13 protein-coding genes are annotated in these 17,327 nt (G+C 71.5%); 6 read left to right on the top strand and 7 right to left on the bottom strand.

Annotated features, from left to right (window positions below):
- Positions 1 to 8 precede the first annotated feature (8 nt).
- The 4 genes from OHB44_RS08060 to OHB44_RS08045 all read left to right on the top strand — a co-directional run bounded on the left by OHB44_RS08060 (position 9) and on the right by OHB44_RS08045 (position 4,248).
- A complete protein-coding gene (locus OHB44_RS08060) occupies positions 9 to 974 on the top strand; it encodes a glutathione S-transferase family protein (protein WP_238686851.1) in 966 nt (321 codons plus the stop codon).
- The gene (locus tag OHB44_RS08055; protein WP_330440174.1) at positions 967 to 1,650 is read left to right on the top strand and encodes a DUF998 domain-containing protein; all 684 of its coding nucleotides are present in this window, start codon (positions 967 to 969) and stop codon (positions 1,648 to 1,650) included. The genes OHB44_RS08060 and OHB44_RS08055 overlap by 8 nt, the downstream gene beginning before the upstream one ends.
- 168 nt (positions 1,651 to 1,818) lie before the next feature.
- Complete coding sequence (locus OHB44_RS08050) at positions 1,819 to 3,111, top strand: dicarboxylate/amino acid:cation symporter (protein ID WP_238686868.1); 1,293 nt, start codon at positions 1,819 to 1,821, stop codon at positions 3,109 to 3,111.
- 69 nt (positions 3,112 to 3,180) lie between these two features.
- Entirely contained in the window at positions 3,181 to 4,248 is a 1,068-nt protein-coding gene (locus OHB44_RS08045) for an NADH:flavin oxidoreductase/NADH oxidase (protein ID WP_266303396.1), read from the top strand.
- Positions 4,249 to 4,296: 48 nt separating this feature from the next.
- Here OHB44_RS08045 and OHB44_RS08040 read toward each other — a convergent pair whose 3' ends face one another.
- Positions 4,297 to 7,980, bottom strand: coding sequence for an ABC transporter ATP-binding protein (locus OHB44_RS08040; RefSeq protein WP_330440172.1), 3,684 nt, complete (start codon positions 7,978 to 7,980; stop codon positions 4,297 to 4,299).
- Positions 7,981 to 9,147: 1,167 nt separating this feature from the next.
- Between OHB44_RS08040 and OHB44_RS08035 the strand changes: the two genes are divergently transcribed.
- Positions 9,148 to 9,714: a hypothetical protein gene (locus tag OHB44_RS08035; RefSeq protein ID WP_330440171.1), complete on the top strand. Its 567-nt coding sequence runs from the start codon at positions 9,148 to 9,150 to the stop codon at positions 9,712 to 9,714.
- A 209-nt stretch (positions 9,715 to 9,923) separates the two neighbouring features.
- Here the strand turns inward: OHB44_RS08035 and OHB44_RS08030 are convergent, their stop codons facing one another.
- The gene (locus tag OHB44_RS08030; RefSeq protein ID WP_330440170.1) at positions 9,924 to 10,763 is read right to left on the bottom strand and encodes a GNAT family N-acetyltransferase; all 840 of its coding nucleotides are present in this window, start codon (positions 10,761 to 10,763) and stop codon (positions 9,924 to 9,926) included.
- A complete protein-coding gene (locus OHB44_RS08025) occupies positions 10,693 to 12,033 on the bottom strand; it encodes an MFS transporter (RefSeq protein ID WP_330440169.1) in 1,341 nt (446 codons plus the stop codon). The genes OHB44_RS08030 and OHB44_RS08025 overlap by 71 nt, the downstream gene beginning before the upstream one ends.
- Positions 12,034 to 12,145: 112 nt before the next feature.
- Between OHB44_RS08025 and OHB44_RS08020 the strand changes: the two genes are divergently transcribed.
- On the top strand, positions 12,146 to 12,739 hold the full coding sequence (locus OHB44_RS08020) for a PadR family transcriptional regulator (protein ID WP_238686858.1): 594 nt from the start codon (positions 12,146 to 12,148) through the stop codon (positions 12,737 to 12,739).
- Between the two features lie 183 nt (positions 12,740 to 12,922).
- Here the strand turns inward: OHB44_RS08020 and ispG are convergent, their stop codons facing one another.
- From ispG to OHB44_RS08000, 4 genes are read right to left on the bottom strand one after another with little or no spacing between them, the layout of a single operon-like run.
- Positions 12,923 to 14,095: a flavodoxin-dependent (E)-4-hydroxy-3-methylbut-2-enyl-diphosphate synthase gene (ispG, locus tag OHB44_RS08015; protein ID WP_210787026.1), complete on the bottom strand. Its 1,173-nt coding sequence runs from the start codon at positions 14,093 to 14,095 to the stop codon at positions 12,923 to 12,925.
- 9 nt (positions 14,096 to 14,104) lie between these two features.
- A complete protein-coding gene (locus OHB44_RS08010; RefSeq protein WP_238686859.1) occupies positions 14,105 to 15,355 on the bottom strand; it encodes a M50 family metallopeptidase in 1,251 nt (416 codons plus the stop codon).
- Complete coding sequence (gene dxr, locus OHB44_RS08005) at positions 15,355 to 16,566, bottom strand: 1-deoxy-D-xylulose-5-phosphate reductoisomerase (RefSeq protein ID WP_238689745.1); 1,212 nt, start codon at positions 16,564 to 16,566, stop codon at positions 15,355 to 15,357. Before dxr ends, OHB44_RS08010 begins: the two co-directional genes overlap by 1 nt.
- Positions 16,567 to 16,609: 43 nt before the next feature.
- The gene (locus OHB44_RS08000; RefSeq protein WP_330440166.1) at positions 16,610 to 17,257 is read right to left on the bottom strand and encodes a Uma2 family endonuclease; all 648 of its coding nucleotides are present in this window, start codon (positions 17,255 to 17,257) and stop codon (positions 16,610 to 16,612) included.
- Positions 17,258 to 17,327: the final 70 nt, after the last annotated feature.

Genomic DNA, 17,327 nt, shown 5'->3' with positions numbered 1-17,327 from the left:
TTGACGGCATGGCCCGGGCCCAGTTCAGCGCAGAGACCAGCGGCGGTGGCGCGTTCGTCCGCCAGCCGAACCGGTTCACCGGTCGGGTCACCGCCGACTCCACCTCGCCGCCCGGCGGCGGCCCGGACGAGCAGGATCGCTGGCCGCTGGAGGCCGGCCGGTACCGGCTGGTCTGGTGCCGGGCCTGCCCCTGGGCGCACCGGGCGAGGATCGTGCGTGGCCTGCTCGGGCTGGACGACGCGATCTCGCTGGGCACCGTCGACCCGATCCGGGACGAGCGGGGCTGGGCGTTCGCCCTCGACCCGGACGGCTTCGACCCGGTGCTCGGCGTGAGCTTCCTCTCCGAGGCGTATCTGGCCACCGACCCGGACTACACCGGCCGGGTGACAGTGCCGGCGCTCGTCGACACAGTGACCGGTCGGGTGGTCACCAACGACTATCCGCAGCTCACCCTCGACTTTTCCACGCAGTGGCGGTCGCTGCACCGTGCGGGCGCGCCGGACCTCTACCCGGAGGCGCTGCGCCCGGAGATGGACGCGCTGATGGCCGAGATCCACATCGACGTGAACAACGGCGTCTACCGGTGCGGGTTCGCCACCTCCCAGCAGGCGTACGACGAGGCGTTCCGGGCGCTCTTCGCCCGGCTGGACGCGCTCTCCGAGCGGCTGTCCGGGCAGCGCTACCTGATGGGCGACGCGATCACCGAGGCGGACGTGCGGCTGTTCACCACGCTGGTCCGCTTCGACGCCGCGTACCACGGGCACTTCAGGTGCAACCGCGACAAGCTGACCGAGATGCCGGTGCTCTGGGCGTACGCGCGGGACCTGTTCCAGACGCCGGGTTTCGGCGAGACGGTGGACTTCGACCACATCAAGCGGCACTACTACGGCACGCACCGGGAGATCAATCCCAGCGGCATCGTGCCACTCGGGCCGGACGAGTCCGGCTGGAGCACGCCGCACGGGCGTGGCTGAACCGGGTCGGCCGGCCGCCCCGACGGCGCCGAGGGCCCGCGGCGAGGTCGCGCGCCGGGTCGCCGGGTCCGCGGCGGCCGGCTGCACGCTGGCCGGTGCGGTGGCGGTGACGCTCGCCGTGGTCGCCGGTCCCGGTTCAGGGCTCACCGGGTACGTCAGCGAGGCGGGCATCGCCGGCAGCGCCCACGCCGCGACGTACCGGATCGGGATCCTGGCCCTTGCCGGCGCGTTGCTGCTGATCGGCGCGGCGCTGCCCCCCGGGGTGTGGGCGGCGGCCCCGGCGCTGCTCGCCACCGGGGCCGTGTTCACCGCCGTGTCCGGGGCGGTGACCTGTTCCGGTGGCTGCCCGTTGCCGCCGTTCGAGCGCGCGACGACGGCGGACCTGGTGCACGGCGGCGCGAGCATCGCGGCGACCGCCGCTGTGGTCTTCGCCATGATCACGCTGGCCGTTTCCGGGTCGGCCGGCCGGACGGTGCGTCGGCTGGCCGGCGTCGCGGCCGTGCTGGCCCTGCCGCTCTGTGCCACGGTGGGGCTGGCGATGTTGGTGATCGGTCGAGGCCCGGTGGTGGGGGTGCTGGAGCGGCTGATCCTCGCCCTCGCGGTGCTGTGGGGTCTGGGCACCGCCTCCGCGCTGGCCCTCTGTAAGGAGCCTCACGCTGTCCGGTCCTTCCGATGAGCGGGAATCGGCGTATCGTCGGCCAGCGATGACCAATGTCTGGGGCCTCACTGTCCGCCTGTATGTCGATCTCCGACTGCAGGCCAGTGGCATCTGTCCGGGCTAGCCGCGTTCCTACGCCTGCCCCGATCGGACCGGACAATTGGATACATCCTCATGCCCTTCAGCCTGCGCAAAATCCCCTTCTCCGTGCAGATCCTGCTCGGCCTCGTGCTCGGCGTCGCGCTGGGCTTCGTTGCCCGCAGCAACGACCTGAGCTGGCTGACCAGCACCCTGCACACAGTCGGTAGCCTCTTCGTCCAACTACTCAAACTGGCCGTGCCGCCGCTGGTCTTCACCGCCATCGTGGTCAGCGTGGTCAGCCTGCGCGGCGTCGCCAACGCCGCCCGGCTCGCCGTCAAGACCCTGCTGTGGTTCGGCATCACCGCGCTGATCGCGGTGAGCATCGGCATCGGCCTCGGCCTGCTCACCAACCCGGGCAAGGGCGTGACCCTCGACCTGGGTGGCGCGGCGCCGCCGAAGAACACCGGCTCGTGGACCGACTTCCTCACCGGCATCGTGCCCACCAACCCGGTCGGCGCGTTCGTCGAGGGCAACGTCCTCCAGATCGTCTTCCTCGCCGTCGTCATCGGTGCCGCTGCCCTGCTGGTCGGCGACGCCGCCGAACCGTTCGTGGCGCTGAACCGCTCCCTGCTGGAGATCGTCCAGAAGGCGCTCTGGTGGGTCATCCGGCTCGCCCCGATCGGCACCCTCGGCCTGATCGGCAACGCCGTCGCCTCGTACGGCTGGGACCTGCTGGCCCCCCTCGCGAAGTTCACCACAGCCGTCTACGTCGGCTGCGCCATCGTGCTCTTCGTGGTCTACCCGCTGGTGCTGATCCTGGCCGGCCGCCTCAACCCGCTGCGCTTCTTCGCCGGCGCCTGGCCGGCGATCGAGCTGGCCTTCGTGTCCCGCTCCTCGGTCGGCACCATGCCGGTGACGCAGCGCTCCGTCGAGCGGCTCGGCGTGCCCCGCGAGTACGCCTCGTTCGCGGTGCCCTTCGGCGCCACCACGAAGATGGACGGTTGCGCCGCCATCTACCCGGCCCTCGCCGCGATCTTCGTGGCCCAGGTGTTCGGTGTGCAGCTCGGCATCGGCGACTACCTCCTGATCGCCTTCGTCTCGGTGGTCGGCTCGGCGGCCACCGCCGGTCTGACCGGCGCGATCGTGATGCTCACCCTGACCCTCAGCACGCTGGGCCTGCCGCTTGCCGGCGCCGGCCTGCTGCTGGCCATCGACCCGATCCTGGACATGATCCGCACCGCCACCAACGTCGCGGGGCAGGCGCTGGTGCCGACGGTGGTCGCCGCCCGCGAGGGCACTCTCGACCGCGCCGCGTACGAGTCCGCCGGCCGGCGTGACCTGACCGACCCGGAGCCGGTCGCCGACACCCGGCCCGAGCTCAGCCCTGTTCCTGCCTGACCGATTCACCAGCACGGCGACGGGCCCCTCTCCCCGGGGGCCCGTCGCCGTGTCGGAGAGGATGACCCCATGAGTTCCCTGTTCACTCCCCTGGCCCTGCGCGGGGTCACACTGCCCAACCGGATCGCCATGGCACCGATGTGCCAGTACTCCGCCGGCCCCGACGGCCTGCCCACCGACTGGCACCTGATCCACCTCGGCAGCCGCGCGGTCGGCGGTGCCGGCCTGGTGCTGACCGAGGCGACCGCCGTACTCCCCGAGGGCCGGATCAGCCCACAGGACACCGGCCTCTGGTCCGGTGCGCACGTCGACGCCTGGCGACCGGTGACCGCGTTCGTCGCCGCCCACGGCGCGGTGCCGGCCGTGCAGCTCGCGCACGCCGGCTTCAAGGCCTCCACCTACCGGCCGTGGGCACCCGAGCGCGGTGGCGTGCCGGACGCCGAGGGCGGTTGGACGCCCGTCGCACCCGGCTCGGAGCCCTTCACCGCCGGCTACCGGACGCCGACCAGCCTCGACGAGGCCGGCATCGCCGGTGTGGTCGAGGCGTTCGCGGCCGGAGCCGTTCGCGCCCTGGACGCCGGCTTCGCCGCCGTGGAGATCCACGCCGCCCACGGTTACCTGCTCAACGAGTTCCTCTCGCCACTGACCAACCACCGCGCCGACTCCTACGGCGGCGACCGCGCGGCCCGGATGCGGCTGACCCTGGAGGTGGCCCGCGCGGTGCGCGCCGCTGTCGGCGAGGACGTGCCGGTGCTGACCCGGATCTCCGCCACCGACTGGGTCGAGGGCGGCTGGACGATCGAGGACAGCGTGGTGCTCGCCGGTGAGCTGGCCGGCGTCGGCGTCGACCTCGTCGACGCGTCCTCCGGTGGGGTGAGCACTGACCAGCGCATCCCGCTCGGCCCGGGTTACCAGGTGCCGCTGGCCGCCCAGATCCGCCGCGAGGCCGGCGTGCCGACCGGCGCGGTGGGCCTCATCGTGGAGCCCGAGCACGCCGAGCAGATCGTCGCCAGCGGCGAGGCCGACCTGGTGCTGCTGGGTCGGGAGTTGCTGCGCGACCCGTACTGGCCGCGCCGGGCGGCCGCGAAGCTCGGCCTCGCGTACTCCGGCCCCGCCCAGTACGCCCGCGCCTCCTGATCTCGGCCGGCCGGGCGGCCGCCGCGTGAGCGGCCGCCCGACCGCCGGTCAGCCAGCCAGGTGCGACCAGTCGCCCTCCAGGTCCTGCCAGGTGCCCTGGGCGGCCACCGTGCCGCCGATCAGCACCACGACGTGGTCGGCCCGGACCAACGCCGCGCGTTTCGCTGTCGAGCCGACAACTGTCACCCCGTGGCCGCGCAACGCCTGCCACAGCGCCAGCTCGGTGGTGACGTCCAGCGCCGACGACACGTCGTCGGCGACCAGCAGTTCGGTACGCGGGGCCAACGCCCGCGCCAACGCCAACCGCTGCAACTGCCCGCCGGAGAGCCGGGTGCCCTTGTGCCCGATGAGCAGGCCCAGCCCACCACCGGCGGCGGCCAGGTCATGGTCGAGCTGGGCGGTGCTGACCGCCCCCGCCGCGTCCACCTGGTGCCCGAGGGCGATGTTGTCGGCCACCGTGCCGGAGAGCACCCGGGGCAGTTGACCGACGTAGCCGACCTGGTTGGGACGCAGGAACAGCTCCGGCTCGGTGACCGGGTCACCGTTCCAGGCCAGCTCGCCGGTGTGGTGCACGATCCCGGCCAGCCCGCGCAGCAACGAGGACTTACCCGACCCCACCGGCCCGACGACCAGCACCAACTGCCCCCGCTGCACGGTGAGGTCCACGTCCCGCACGGCCACCGTGCCGTCGGAGTGCACCACCCCGAAACCGCGCAGCTCCAGCCGTCGCAGCGGATGCCGGGGCGGCATGGTCGGCGCCGGCGCCGTCCCGGCGGTCAGGTCGACCTCCGGCACCCCCGCTGAGTACGCGCTCACCCCGGTCATCGCCGCAGTGCGTTGGGTCCAGACCCGCGCCGAAGGCAGCTGGGAGATCAACGAGGCAGTCGTCCAGGCGAACCAGCGGGCCGCGCCCAGGGTGGAGACGGCCACCAGCACCGCCCCGGCGGAGAGCGAGCCGTTCAGGTAGAGCGCCCAAGCGCCGATCGGCAACAGCCCACTGGCCATCGACGGTGTGGAGCGCGCCCACACCTGCACCGAGATCTCCCGTCGCTGCCGGTCGCTGCGCAGCACGTCCAGGCTCGCCAGGTGGCGCAGCACCGCAGTGGTCGCGCCGGCGAGCTTCACCGTCCGCGCCGCGGAGAGCGCGGAGACCAGCGCCGTGGCGAAGGAGGCCCGCGCCGCCACCGTCGCCCGGGCCGCACGCTCCAGCTTCGGCCCGAACAACGTCGCGGCCAGCCCGGAGACGACCATCGTGCCGAGGAAGAACAGCCCGGGTACGACGCTGCCGGTGACCGCCGTCATGGCGACCACGAGCACCAGCGCGACGGTCTGGTCCAGCACGTTGTCGGCGAGCTGGACCACCCGCTCGGTGTCCCCGCCCTGCGCCACCACCTCGGCGGGGGTGTGTGAGCTGACCCGGCGCGGCCCGGTCTGGCCGTGCACCAGGCGAAGGCCGATCCGCAGCATCTGCCGCACCCACCACTGCGGGAACCAGACGTGGGTGTAGAACGGCAGGGGCAGGGTGACCAGCAATCCGGCGACGATCCCCATGGCCGGCAGGTACGGGTTGCCCGTCCCGTCGACCAGGTCCGCCCAGAGCCAGGGCAGCACCGGGCCGTCCAGCCCGAGCAGGCTGAGCCCGAGGAACAGCACGATCGCGGCCGCACCGTACCGGGGATCGTTGGTGCAGAGTCGGAAGATCTCCCGCAGTGTCCGGGCCGGCGGCACCGGCGGCAGCGGCGGCGGGTCGGCCCGGGTCGGCCCGACCGCGTCCCGCGTGCTGTCGGGCGGTGTCTCCCGCGTGGCCTTCGCGTTCGGCTCAGCCCGCGTCGATGCCGGCTCGGTCGGCCAGGCGGCGGCGTGCTCGTTCGCCACGATCGGCTCGGTCGGCCACGCGGCGGCGTGCTCGTTCGCCACGATCGGCTCGGTCGGCCAGGCGGCGTGCTCGTTCGCCACGATCGGCTCGGTCGGCGCGGGTGCCGGCCCGCTCGGCCACGCGTCCGGGCCGGGGCCGACCAGAAGGTCGGTGCCGACGCCGGTGCGACCGGCCGGTGCCACTGCGGCGTACGCGGCGGCGTGGCTGGTCGCCAGGAGTTCGGCGAAGCGGGTCGACGTCTCCAGCGGACCGGCCTCGACCACCGCGCCGTCGGCCAGGACGACCACCTCGTCACAGCGGCGCACCGAGGAGAGCCGGTGCGCGATGACGATGCCGATCCGCTCGCGCAGTAGTCGTTCGGTGGCCCGCTGCACCCGCGCCTCGGTGACCGGGTCCAGCCGTGCGGTGGCCTCGTCGAGGATCACCACGTGCGGCTCCCGGACCAGGATGCGGGCGAACGCCACCAACTGCTCCTGACCGGCGGAGAGCACGTGCCCGCCCTCCCCCAGCCGGGTCGTCAACCCGTCCGGCAGCTCGGCGATCCAGCTGGCCAGGCCCAGCTCGTCGAGCGCCCGAGCCGCCGCGTCGAGCAACTCCGGGTCGAAGAGCGCCACGTTCTCAGCGAGCGTGCCGGCAAGGATCTCGGTGCGCTGCGGCACCAACGCCACCCAGCGGCGCAGCTGCTCGACGTCGAGGTCGCACAGGTCGGTGCCGCCGAGGAAGACAGTGCCCGGCGGCACGTCGACCGCCCGGGTGAGCACCTTCGCCAGCGTCGACTTGCCCGAACCGGTCCGCCCGATCAGCGCGTACGCGCGACCGCGCGCGAAGGTGAGGCTGAGCCCGCGCAGCGCGGCCCCCCGGTCACTCTCCCCGTACCCGAATGTCAGGTCCCGAATGCGCAGGTCACCCTCGCTCGGGCTGGCCCCGCCGACCGGCTCCTGCCGGGCCTTGTAGAGCAACTGCACCCGCGCCCACGCGCCGAGCGCCTCCTGGATCTCCGGCACCATCCGGCTGACGTGCTCCGCTGTCGCCCCGAAGGCCAGGGCGAGCAACCAGATGGCGGTGAGCCGGGCGGCGTCGATCCGGCCGGTAGCCAACGCCCAGGCACCGCCGAGCACCACCGCGCCGATGCCCGCCCGGATCGTCGCGGTGGCCACCGTCGCCACCCGGGCGGACAGCACCCAGACCACCAGGCCACGGGACAGCACGGCAGAGGCCCGCCGGGCGTACAACCGCAGCACGTACGGCCGCGCCAGACTGGTGCGTACGTCGTCCTGGCCGTGCACCGCCTCCTCCATCACGGCGGCCAGGTCGGACCACGCCTCCTCCTCGGCCATCCGGGCCGGGCCGATCCGCGCCGTGGGCCGGCGCAGGCCGACCGCGAGCACCACAGTGAGCAGCAGCATCGCGATCCCCGCCGGCCACCACACGAACACCGCCACGCCCATCGACAACAGACCGACGCAAAGACCCTGGGCGAGCCGGGTGCCTTGGTTACGAATTGCCGACGCCACCTGATAGACGTCCCCGTCGATCCGGTCCAGCAGCTCGCCCACCGGAGTGGTCTCCAGGGTGGGCAGGTCCTGCCCGAGAGCGACACGGCAGAGCCGGCGACGCACGTCGGCGGACCAGTCGGCGGTCAGGCCGGCCATCAACAGACTCACCGCGAGGTCGCTGAGGACCACGGCGACAAGGGCTGCGGCCAGTACGACGAAGAAGCCAGCCGAACGATGCACCAGCACCGCGCCGGCCAGGGCCGACGCGCCCGCCTGCCCCGCGGCGCCCAGCACGATCAGGACGGCCACGATCGTCACACGACGGGTTGAAGTCCCCCACAGATCACGGAGCAGGCGCATGAAAGTCCTCCGGGACGTGGGTGGCGGAGACCTCAGCCTGCCGGCACCACCCCGTCAACTCAACCGATTTTCCCGTCTCTGAGCTGGGCTTCCGTCCGTTCCGCCAGCGGGACAGCCGACCTGCTCGATGCTGCGGCCACGGCCGCACCGCCCGATACCTGAACCAGACAGGGGGCGCCGAACCGGCGGTTTCGGGGTCAGCCCCGCAGACGGCGGTGGCAAAGCCGGCAAGCACGGCACAGTGGGCGGGCCCGGGGGTGGGCGGGCCCGGGGGTGGGCGGGCCCGGGGGTGGGCGGGCCCGGGGGTGGGCGGGCCCGGGGGTTGGCGGATCAGGGGGTCAGAGACGGCGCGGCCGGCCGGTCAGAACCGGCAGGCCCGCGGCGAAGCCGGCGCGGTGGGCAGGTCAGGGCCGGCGGGCCCGGGGGACGGTGCCGGCAGCCCTGCCGGCAATTTAGGCGTTTTACACGGTCTGGCCTGATGTAGCCGATCGCGATGCGATCGGACGCTTCTTGTCGACTCGGGTTCCTTCAAGTCGCGCCGTCCGGGGCGTCCAGGATGCCCGACTTCCGTGAACCCGAGTGGATCACGCAGGTGAGGGCCGGTTCGGCGCTGTCGACCCGGTGGGTGTGGGTGGTTCGTCCGTTGGTGGGTGTTTGTGGGTGGTGACTGGGCGCACCCTCAGGCCGGAATCATGGCCGGGCCGGGGTCGTTACATACCCTGACGATCGCAGTACCACCGGCCCGCCGCCCGACCCCTGAGGGCTGGTCGCGCAGGCTGGAATGCCAGCCTCCACCCGGTCGTCACAGTCCCCACGAACGGCCGTCGGGCGCCGCCTCGATAAGGGTGCCGGCAGGTGGGCCAACCCCGGAATGAGCCGGCCCCCGGTCGTTACAACCCCCACGAACGACCGCAGGCACCGCCACGACGAGAGTGCCGGCAGGTGGGCCGACCCCGGAATGACCGCGGCCCCCGGGTCGTTACATAGGGTCCCGGCGCCACGAGCCCTCCGGCTCGGCAGGTCGCCGACCCGACGCCCCACACGGTGTCACCCCCCAAGACTTTTTCCGCTTTGTTTGTTGCAGCGCCGGACGAGGTGCTCACACCCATCAACCGCCGTTCCCCCTTTTTGGCGGTGTGGGTGTTCTACCCCCGAAGGAGCTACCCCATGAACACGATCTTCCGTAAGAGCATGCTGTCTGTTGCTGGTCTCGCGTTCGCCGGTGGTGTGTTCGCCGGCCCGATCGCCGCCCACGCCGCCACCCCGGCCGTGGATGCCAAGCCCGTCGCGGTCACCGTGCAGTCGGCGGCGCAGAAGCCGCAGGGCGATCAGTCGCGTATCAGCCTGAATGACGAGCAGAGCGCGAACGTGAAGGCGATCATCGCCGCCACGAAGAAGGCTGGTCTGCCGGAGCGGGCCGCGGTCATCTCGATCGCGACGAGCCTGCAGGAGTCGAAGCTGGAGAACCTGGGTCACCTGGGCGACATGAACGACCACGACTCGCTGGGCCTGTTCCAGCAGCGCCCGAGCTCGGGTTGGGGTACCCCGGAGCAGATCACCGACCCCGCCTACTCCACCACCGCGTTCCTCAAGGGCCTGAAGCAGGTCGACGGATGGCAGGACATGCCGCTGACCGACGCCGCGCAGACCGTACAGGTCTCGGCGTACCCGGACGCCTACGCCCAGTGGGAGCAGCAGGCCACCGACCTCGTTGGCCAGCACTGGAACAGCTGACCCGCACCACAGCACGGCACGACAAGATGACACCAGGACACCGACCGCTGGCCGGCACCCGCAACCCCGGGTGCCGGCCAGCGGTGTTTCTCTGCTCCGAGTCCGCAGACCTGAATCCGCAGATCTTGGACACTTTCCGTCCAGCGCGAACGGAAAGTGTCCAAGATCTGCGGGACATCACCGCCGCCGCGGGTGGCAACCGGCAGCGGTCAGAAGAGGACTGTGGCCAGGGTGCCGATCGGCTGGAAGCCGCAGCGCTCATAGACGCGGCGGGCCGGGAGGTTGAAGTCGTTGACGTACAGGCTGACGGTGGGGGCGACCCGCAGCAGCGCGTCGCGGACCACGGCTGCCATGGCGGCGGTCGCTATCCCCCTGCCTCGCCACTCCGGTGCCACCCAGACGCCCTGGATCTGCGCCGTCCGCTTGGTCACCACTGCCAGTTCGGCCTTGAACACGACCTTGCCGTCGATGATCCGGGCGTACGCGCGGCCGGTCCGGACCAGGTCGTTGACCCGCCGGCGGTAGCTGCGTCCACCGTCCTCGGCAAGCGGGGAGACGCCGACCTCCTCGGTGTACATGGACACCGCTGCAGGGAAGAGCCGGTCGACCTCGCCGGAGCGAACCTGGCGTACATCCGGATCAGCCGGTACGGGCGGCAGCGTGTCGGTGACCAGCAGTGGCTGATTGGGGCGAACGTCTCGCGCTGGCCCCCACGTGTCGGAGAGGCGGTCCCACAGCCCGAGGACGGCATCGGCGCGGCCGACGATCGAGGAGCAGAGCCGTTCCTCGCCCGCGAGCAGGTCGGCGAAGGCAGCCACCGCGGCGTCACTGGCCAGCACCGGGGTCAGGTTGCCGCCGAGCCAGCAGAGTGACTCAAGGTTGCGGCGAGCCCCGTACCCCAGGATTCTGCCCTCGGCTCGCCACCAGGAGAGTCCGCGCGCGGCGATCCGCTCGGCGACCTGCGCGCCCGCGAACGGGTCATGGTCGAGCAGTCGCTCGACCGCGCGGCGCTCCGATTCCCCCAGTTGGCGTACCGGCACCGTCAGCACGACTATCAGCCTGCCAGATCGACCCCCCACTCCGCCGGTCGAGTGGCGAGGCCGGCACCGGTTCTGCTGGCCCACTGATCGGCCGGGTCCGTCCGGCCCAGCGGACGACCGGGGGCACCAGGGCTCCGAGCAGGAGGAACAGCGCACCGAGCACGAGCCAGCCAGGTACGCCCCAGCCGAGCGCGAGGGTGGTCACCACGACCGGTGCGAGCATCTTGCCCAGTTCGTAGCCCATGCCGTACGCCCCCTGGTACTGCCCCTGGGCGTCCGCTGGCGCGAGCCCGAAGGAGATCCCCCAGCCGGCGGCGGAGTGCCACAGCTCCCCGGTGACGTGCGCGAGCGCGCCGAGGCCGAGCAGGCACACCGCGCCGGTGGTGGGCAGCGCGCCGCTGGCGGCGAAGAGTACGCAGGCCAGGGCGATGGCCACGCCCGCTCGGCGGGCGGCGCGGGCGGCTCCGGGCAGTGTGGCGGCGGTATTCGCGGCGCGTACCTGAAGGAGCACCACCAGCACGGTGTTGACCAGCGTCAACGCGGAGACCATCCAGGCGGGGGCCCGGGTGTGGCCGGCGATCCACAGCGGCAGGGCGATGGTGAGCAGGCTGAAGTGCATCGACATCAGCCCGTCGACCACTGTGAAGGCGAGGAACGGGCGGTCCCGTAGGGCGACCAGCCGAGGGCCGTGCGTCGGGGCGGCGACCGGGGCGACGGCTGGCAGTCGAAGGAAGACCACTGCTGCGGCCAGTGATGTCGCCGCCGAGGCCAGGATGAGCGCGACGTATCCGGTTCGGGTGTCGGCGGCGATGGCGAAGCCGCCGAGGACGGCGCCGACGGAGATCCCGACATTGGTGGTGGCCCGTAGGTAGGCGCGGGTGCGGACCCGCTGGTCGGCGGGGATCGCTCCGGCGATCAGCGCGCCGCGGGCACCTCGCTCGACCGCATCGGCGAGCGCGGTGGCCGCTCCCACCAGCAGGAACGTGGGGAACGACCGGACGGCGACCAGGCCGACGGTCAGGGTGCCGGCGACGAACAGCGCGCCGACCTGCACACCGCGTGGGCCTACGCGGTCGGCCAGGTAGCCGCTTGGGGCGCTGGCCACCACACCGACCAGGGCCGAGATGGTCAACCCGATGCCGACCTGGGTGGCCGACAGGCCGACCGACCGGGTGAGGAAGAGCGCGCTGGCGACGAGCCAGAGGCCCCGCCCGACGGTCTTGACCAGAGTGCCGAGGGTGAGGACCCGGGCCGGACCCGGCGGGGGAAGCAGGCGCATGACCGAGACTTTAACAAGACGTACGTACGGTTTGGTAAATGAGGGTTGTCGGCGATGCATTGCCGATATATCGTTGATGCATCAGCGATAGTCCTAGGGAAGGAAGAACCCGATGAGGTTCCACCGACAGCACCACCCGATGCACGAGGCCCGGATGCGGGGGTTCGGCTTCCCGCCGGTCCCGCCCGGTCCGCACGGTCATGGCCACGAGCACGGACACGGCGGCCCCTGGGGCGGCCGGGGCCGTGGACGGGGTCGGGGCCGACGCCCGAACGTCCGAGCGTCCGTGCTGGCCCTGCTCACCGAGCGGCCGATGCACGGCTACGAGATGATCCAGGAGATCGACTCCCGCACCGGCGGTGCGTGGCGGCCGAGCCCGGGCTCGATCTACCCCACCCTTCAGCTCCTGGAGGACGAGGGCGTGATCGTCGCCAGCACCGAGGAGCCCAGCGGTGGACGGAAGCGGTTCACTGTCACCGAGGCCGGTCAGGCGGAGGCCACCGAGGCCGCGCAGACCCCGCCGTGGGCGGACGTCGCCCAGGGCGCGGTGAGCAGCTGGCACGACATCCGTGACTCCGGCGCGCAGGCGATGAACGCTCTGCGCCAGGTGATGATGAACGGCACGGACGATCAGCGTGAGCGGGCCGCCCAGGTGCTCGACGAGACCCGGCGCAAGCTGTACGCGATCCTCGCCGAATCCGAGTGACGCCAGGCCGCACCACAGCGCCGGGCCGCACCACACCGCCAGGTCCCACCACAGCGCCGGGCCGCACCACACCGCCAGGCCGCACCACAGCTACGAGCACCACAGCGCACAACCGCACGATCAGCTCAAACGAAAAGCGGCCGTTCCCCGCACGGGGAACGGCCGCTTTTTCCACATGGAGAATCAGTGCACGGTGACGGTCGGGCCGGTGACCAGCCCGCGCAGCTCCTCGGGGAGCTCGGCGCCCATCTCGTCGGCGATCCGCAGCGCCTCTTCGATCAGGGTCTCGACGATCTGGGCCTCGGGCACCGTCTTGACGACCTGCCCCTTGACGAAGATCTGGCCCTTGCCGTTGCCGGAGGCGACGCCGAGGTCGGCTTCCCGAGCCTCGCCCGGACCGTTCACCACGCAGCCCATGACGGCGACCCGCAGCGGCACCGGCAGCCCTTCCAGGCCGGCGGTGACCTCCTCGGCGAGCTTGTAGACGTCCACCTGGGCCCGCCCGCAGGACGGGCACGAGACAATCTCCAGGCCCCGCTCGCGCAGACCGAGGGATTCCAGGATCTGGTTGCCGACCTTGATCTCCTCGACCGGCGGGGCGGACAGCGACACCCGGATCGTGTCGCCGATCCCCTCGGCCAGCAGCGCACCGAAGGCGACCGCCGACTTGATGGTGCCCTGGAACGCCGGCCCGGCCTCGGTGACGCCGAGGTGCAGCGGGTAGTCGCACTGCTCGGCGAGCTGCCGGTAAGCCCGGATCATCACGACCGGGTCGTTGTGCTTGACCGAGATCTTGATGTCGCGGAAGCCGTGCTCCTCGAACAGCGAGCACTCCCACAGCGCCGACTCGACAAGCGCTTCGGCGGTGGCCTTGCCGTACTTGCTCAGCAGGCGCTTGTCCAGTGAGCCGGCGTTGACGCCGATCCGGATCGGCGTCCCCGCCGCCCCCGCGGCACGGGCGATCTCCTTGACCTTGTCGTCGAACTGCCGGATGTTGCCCGGGTTGACCCGGACCGCCGCGCAGCCGGCGTCGATCGCGGCGAAGACGTACTTGGGCTGGAAGTGGATGTCGGCGATCACCGGGATCTGGGACTTCTTGGCGATCGCGGGCAGCGCCTCGACGTCGTCCTGGGACGGCACCGCCACCCTGACGATCTGGCAGCCGGACGCGGTCAGCTCGGCGATCTGCTGAAGGGTCGCGTTGATGTCGGAGGTGAGGGTCGTGGTCATCGACTGCACGGACACCGGCGCACCACCACCGACCGGAACCGAACCGACCATGATCTGGCGGCTGGCCCGACGGGGAGCGAGTGGCGGGGGCGGCACGGCGGGCATACCGAGACTGATAGCTGTCACTTCAGGCACTCACCTTGAGAAGAGCGTGATGGGGTTGACGACGTCCGCGGCGATGGTCAGCAGCGTGAACGCGCCACCGATCAGGATTACCACGTACGTGAAGGGCATCAGTTTGAGGTAGTCCACCCGGCCGGGGTCGGCCCGGCCGATCCGCCCGTAGACCCAGGAGCGGGCCCGTTCGAACCAGGCGATGGCGATGTGGCCGCCGTCCACCGGGAGAAGCGGCAGCAGGTTGAACACGCCGATGAAGAAGTTCAGCGACACGAAGAGCATGAAGAAGACCAGCCAGGCGTTGTTCTCCACCGCTTCCCCGCCGAGTCGGCTGGCGCCGACCACGCTGATCGGGGTGTCGACGTCCCGCTCGCCGCCGGTGAGGGCGGTCCACAGGGCGGGGACCTTCTGCGGGAGGCGCTGGAGCGCCTGGGCGGTGCCGACGGCGAGTTGACCGGTGAAGTCGGCGGTGGCGCCGAAGGCGCCGACCGGGCCGTACGTCACGCGGGTCGGGGTGCTGGGGACGAGCCCGACGCCGAGCGCGGCCACCGGCGCGGCGGCACCTGTCGGGTTGTCCAGCGGCGGACGCTGGGTCTGCGCGAGCACCGTGCTGGTGGTGCTCGTCTGCCCGTCGCGGACGTACGCGATCTGCGCGGTGTCGCCCGGCTTGAGCCCGCGCAGCGCGGTGAGCAGGTCGCCGTAGGAGTTGATCGAGGTGCCGTTGATCGAGGTGATCCGGTCCCCGTTGCGCAGTTGCGCCTGGGCGGCCGGGCTGGCCGCGTCGGTGCTCGTGCACGCCCGCACCGCGTTCTCCGGAACCACGCACTCGCTGAGCTGGATGACGGCGGGCTCCTGGCGGGCCTGCGCGTCGGTGGTCGGGAAGTCGGGGTTGGGCAGGCCGGCGGAGACGGCGAGGATCCAGATGGTGACCAGGGCGAGCGCGAAGTGCGTGATCGACCCGGCGGCCATCACGATCGTCCGCTTCCAGACCGGGTAGCGCCACATCACGCGCGACTCGTCGCCCGGCTCGACATCGTCGTCCTGCGGCGTCATCCCGACGATCTTGCAGAAGCCGCCGAGGGGGATGCCCTTGAGGCCGTACTCCGTCTCACCCCGCCGGAACGACCAGATGGTGGGGCCGAAGCCGACGAAGTACTTCGTGACCTTCATCCCGAACGCCTTGGCGGTCAGCAGGTGACCCGCCTCGTGCAGGCTCACCGAGATGAGAATGGCCAGGGCGAAGAGGACCACCCCGAGCAGGTACGACATCAAGCTCCTTCCACCGAACCCGCGATGATCTCCTGCGCGTGCGCGCGTGCCCACGACTCGGCCGCGAGCACGTCCTCGACGGTACCTGGTTCGTCGAAGTCCGGAGCCTCCTCCAACACGCGTTCGAGGGTGTCGACGATGCCGAGGAACGGCAGCCGGCCCGCCACGAACGCGGCCACGCACTCCTCGTTCGCCGCGTTGTAGATCGCCGGCCGGCAGCGCCCGGTCTCCCCGGCGGCCTTGGCCAGGGCGACGGCCGGGAACGCCTCGTCGTCGAGTGGCGCGAACTCCCAGGTGTGCGCGGCCGTCCAGTCGACGGCGGTGGCCGCCTCGGGCACCCGGTCGGGCCAGCCGATGCCGAGCGCGATCGGCAGCCGCATGTCCGGTGGGCTGGCCTGGGCGATCGTCGACCCGTCGACGAACTCGACCATCGAGTGGATCACCGACTGCGGGTGCACCATCACTGTGATGTCGGCGTAGGGCACGTCGAACAGCTCGTGCGCCTCGATCACCTCAAGCGCCTTGTTGACCATGGTGGCGGAGTTGATCGTGACGACCGGCCCCATGTTCCAGGTCGGGTGTGCGAGCGCCTGCTCGGGTGTGACCTGCGTCAACTCGTCGCGCCGCCGACCCCGGAACGGGCCCCCACTGGCCGTGACGATCAGCCGACGCACCTCACCACGCGAACCGGATCGCAGACACTGGGCCAGCGCCGAGTGCTCGGAGTCGACCGGGACGATCTGCCCCGGCCGCGTCACAGCGGCCTTGACCAGCGGGCCGCCGGCAACGAGCGACTCCTTGTTGGCCAACGCGAGAGTACGACCACCGCGCAGCGCGGCCAGCGTAGGAGCGAGGCCCAGCGAGCCCACCACCCCGTTGAGCACGATGTCGCACGGCCACTGGGCCAGTTCGGTCATGGCGTCCGGTCCGGCCACGATCTTGGGAAGCTTGAAGTCACCGGTGGCCCACCCGCGTCGGCTCGCCTCGGCGTAGAACGCGAGTTGCAGATCCTGCGCGGCGGAGGCCTTGGCCACCCCGACCGCCTCGACGCCCAGTTCGAGGGCCTGCGCGGCGAGCAGCTCGACGTTGCCGCCGCCAGCGCCCACGGCGACCACCCGGAACCGGTCCGGGTTGCGCCGGACGATGTCGATGGCCTGGGTGCCGATCGAGCCGGTGGACCCGAGCAGAACGAGGTCGCGGGGGGAAGTCACCCGGCCATTCTTCCCCACCCTCGCTGCACGCCCGCCGGGAGCCTCAGCCCTCCCCCTCCGACGACGCTTCGGGCTGTGCCTCCTCGCCCAGCAGGTCGGCCGGATCGATGGAGAACTCGAACGGCTCCCGCATGACGAAGCGCGTCCCGGCCGCAGCGGCAGCCACGGGCCGGTACTCCCCCTCGGTCAGCTCGTACAACGCGATGGTCGGCACCCGATTGCGCAGGTCAACCCGGAGGAAGAAGGGCACGCGTGCGGCGGCGTACTCACGCGGGCGGTCGATGATGTCCGTGCGTCGGTTTCCTGGGGAGACGATCTCCCCGAGAAGCACGGCGTGCCCGATGTCCATCGTCGTGCGACCGCCGCCGGGCGCATCGAGAATGACGATGTCCGGGATGAAGAGATCCTGGCCCGAGACGATGTTCGTCTCAAGATAAAGCCACAGCTTCGCCTGACGGGCCGCCTGCTTCAGGAGATAAGCGAGGCCCAACTCCGCGTCCTGATGGTCGTAACCGGCATGTGGTGTCACGATCACGCTTCCGCTCAGGACCTCAACCTTGGGGCCGTTGGTCTCCGGCAACAGGTCGAGGGCGAGCTGCGCAGTCCAGGGTTCGTCGTGCCACCGCAGCACGTCGAACGACGGCTCGGTGTGCTGCGGCGCCGGCTCCGGCGCGAACGCTGCCTGGGTCATCCGGGCTCACCCCCTCAGCGGACCATCCTGCTCAGCTCAGCCTAGTCGCGCCGCCCCGCCCGGTACGGCA

The organism is Micromonospora sp. NBC_00821, from assembly GCF_036347035.1.
GTDB lineage: Bacteria > Actinomycetota > Actinomycetes > Mycobacteriales > Micromonosporaceae > Micromonospora > Micromonospora hortensis.
The sequence above is the reverse complement of the archived record's forward strand: the minus strand, read 5'-3'. Positions and strand labels throughout refer to the sequence as shown.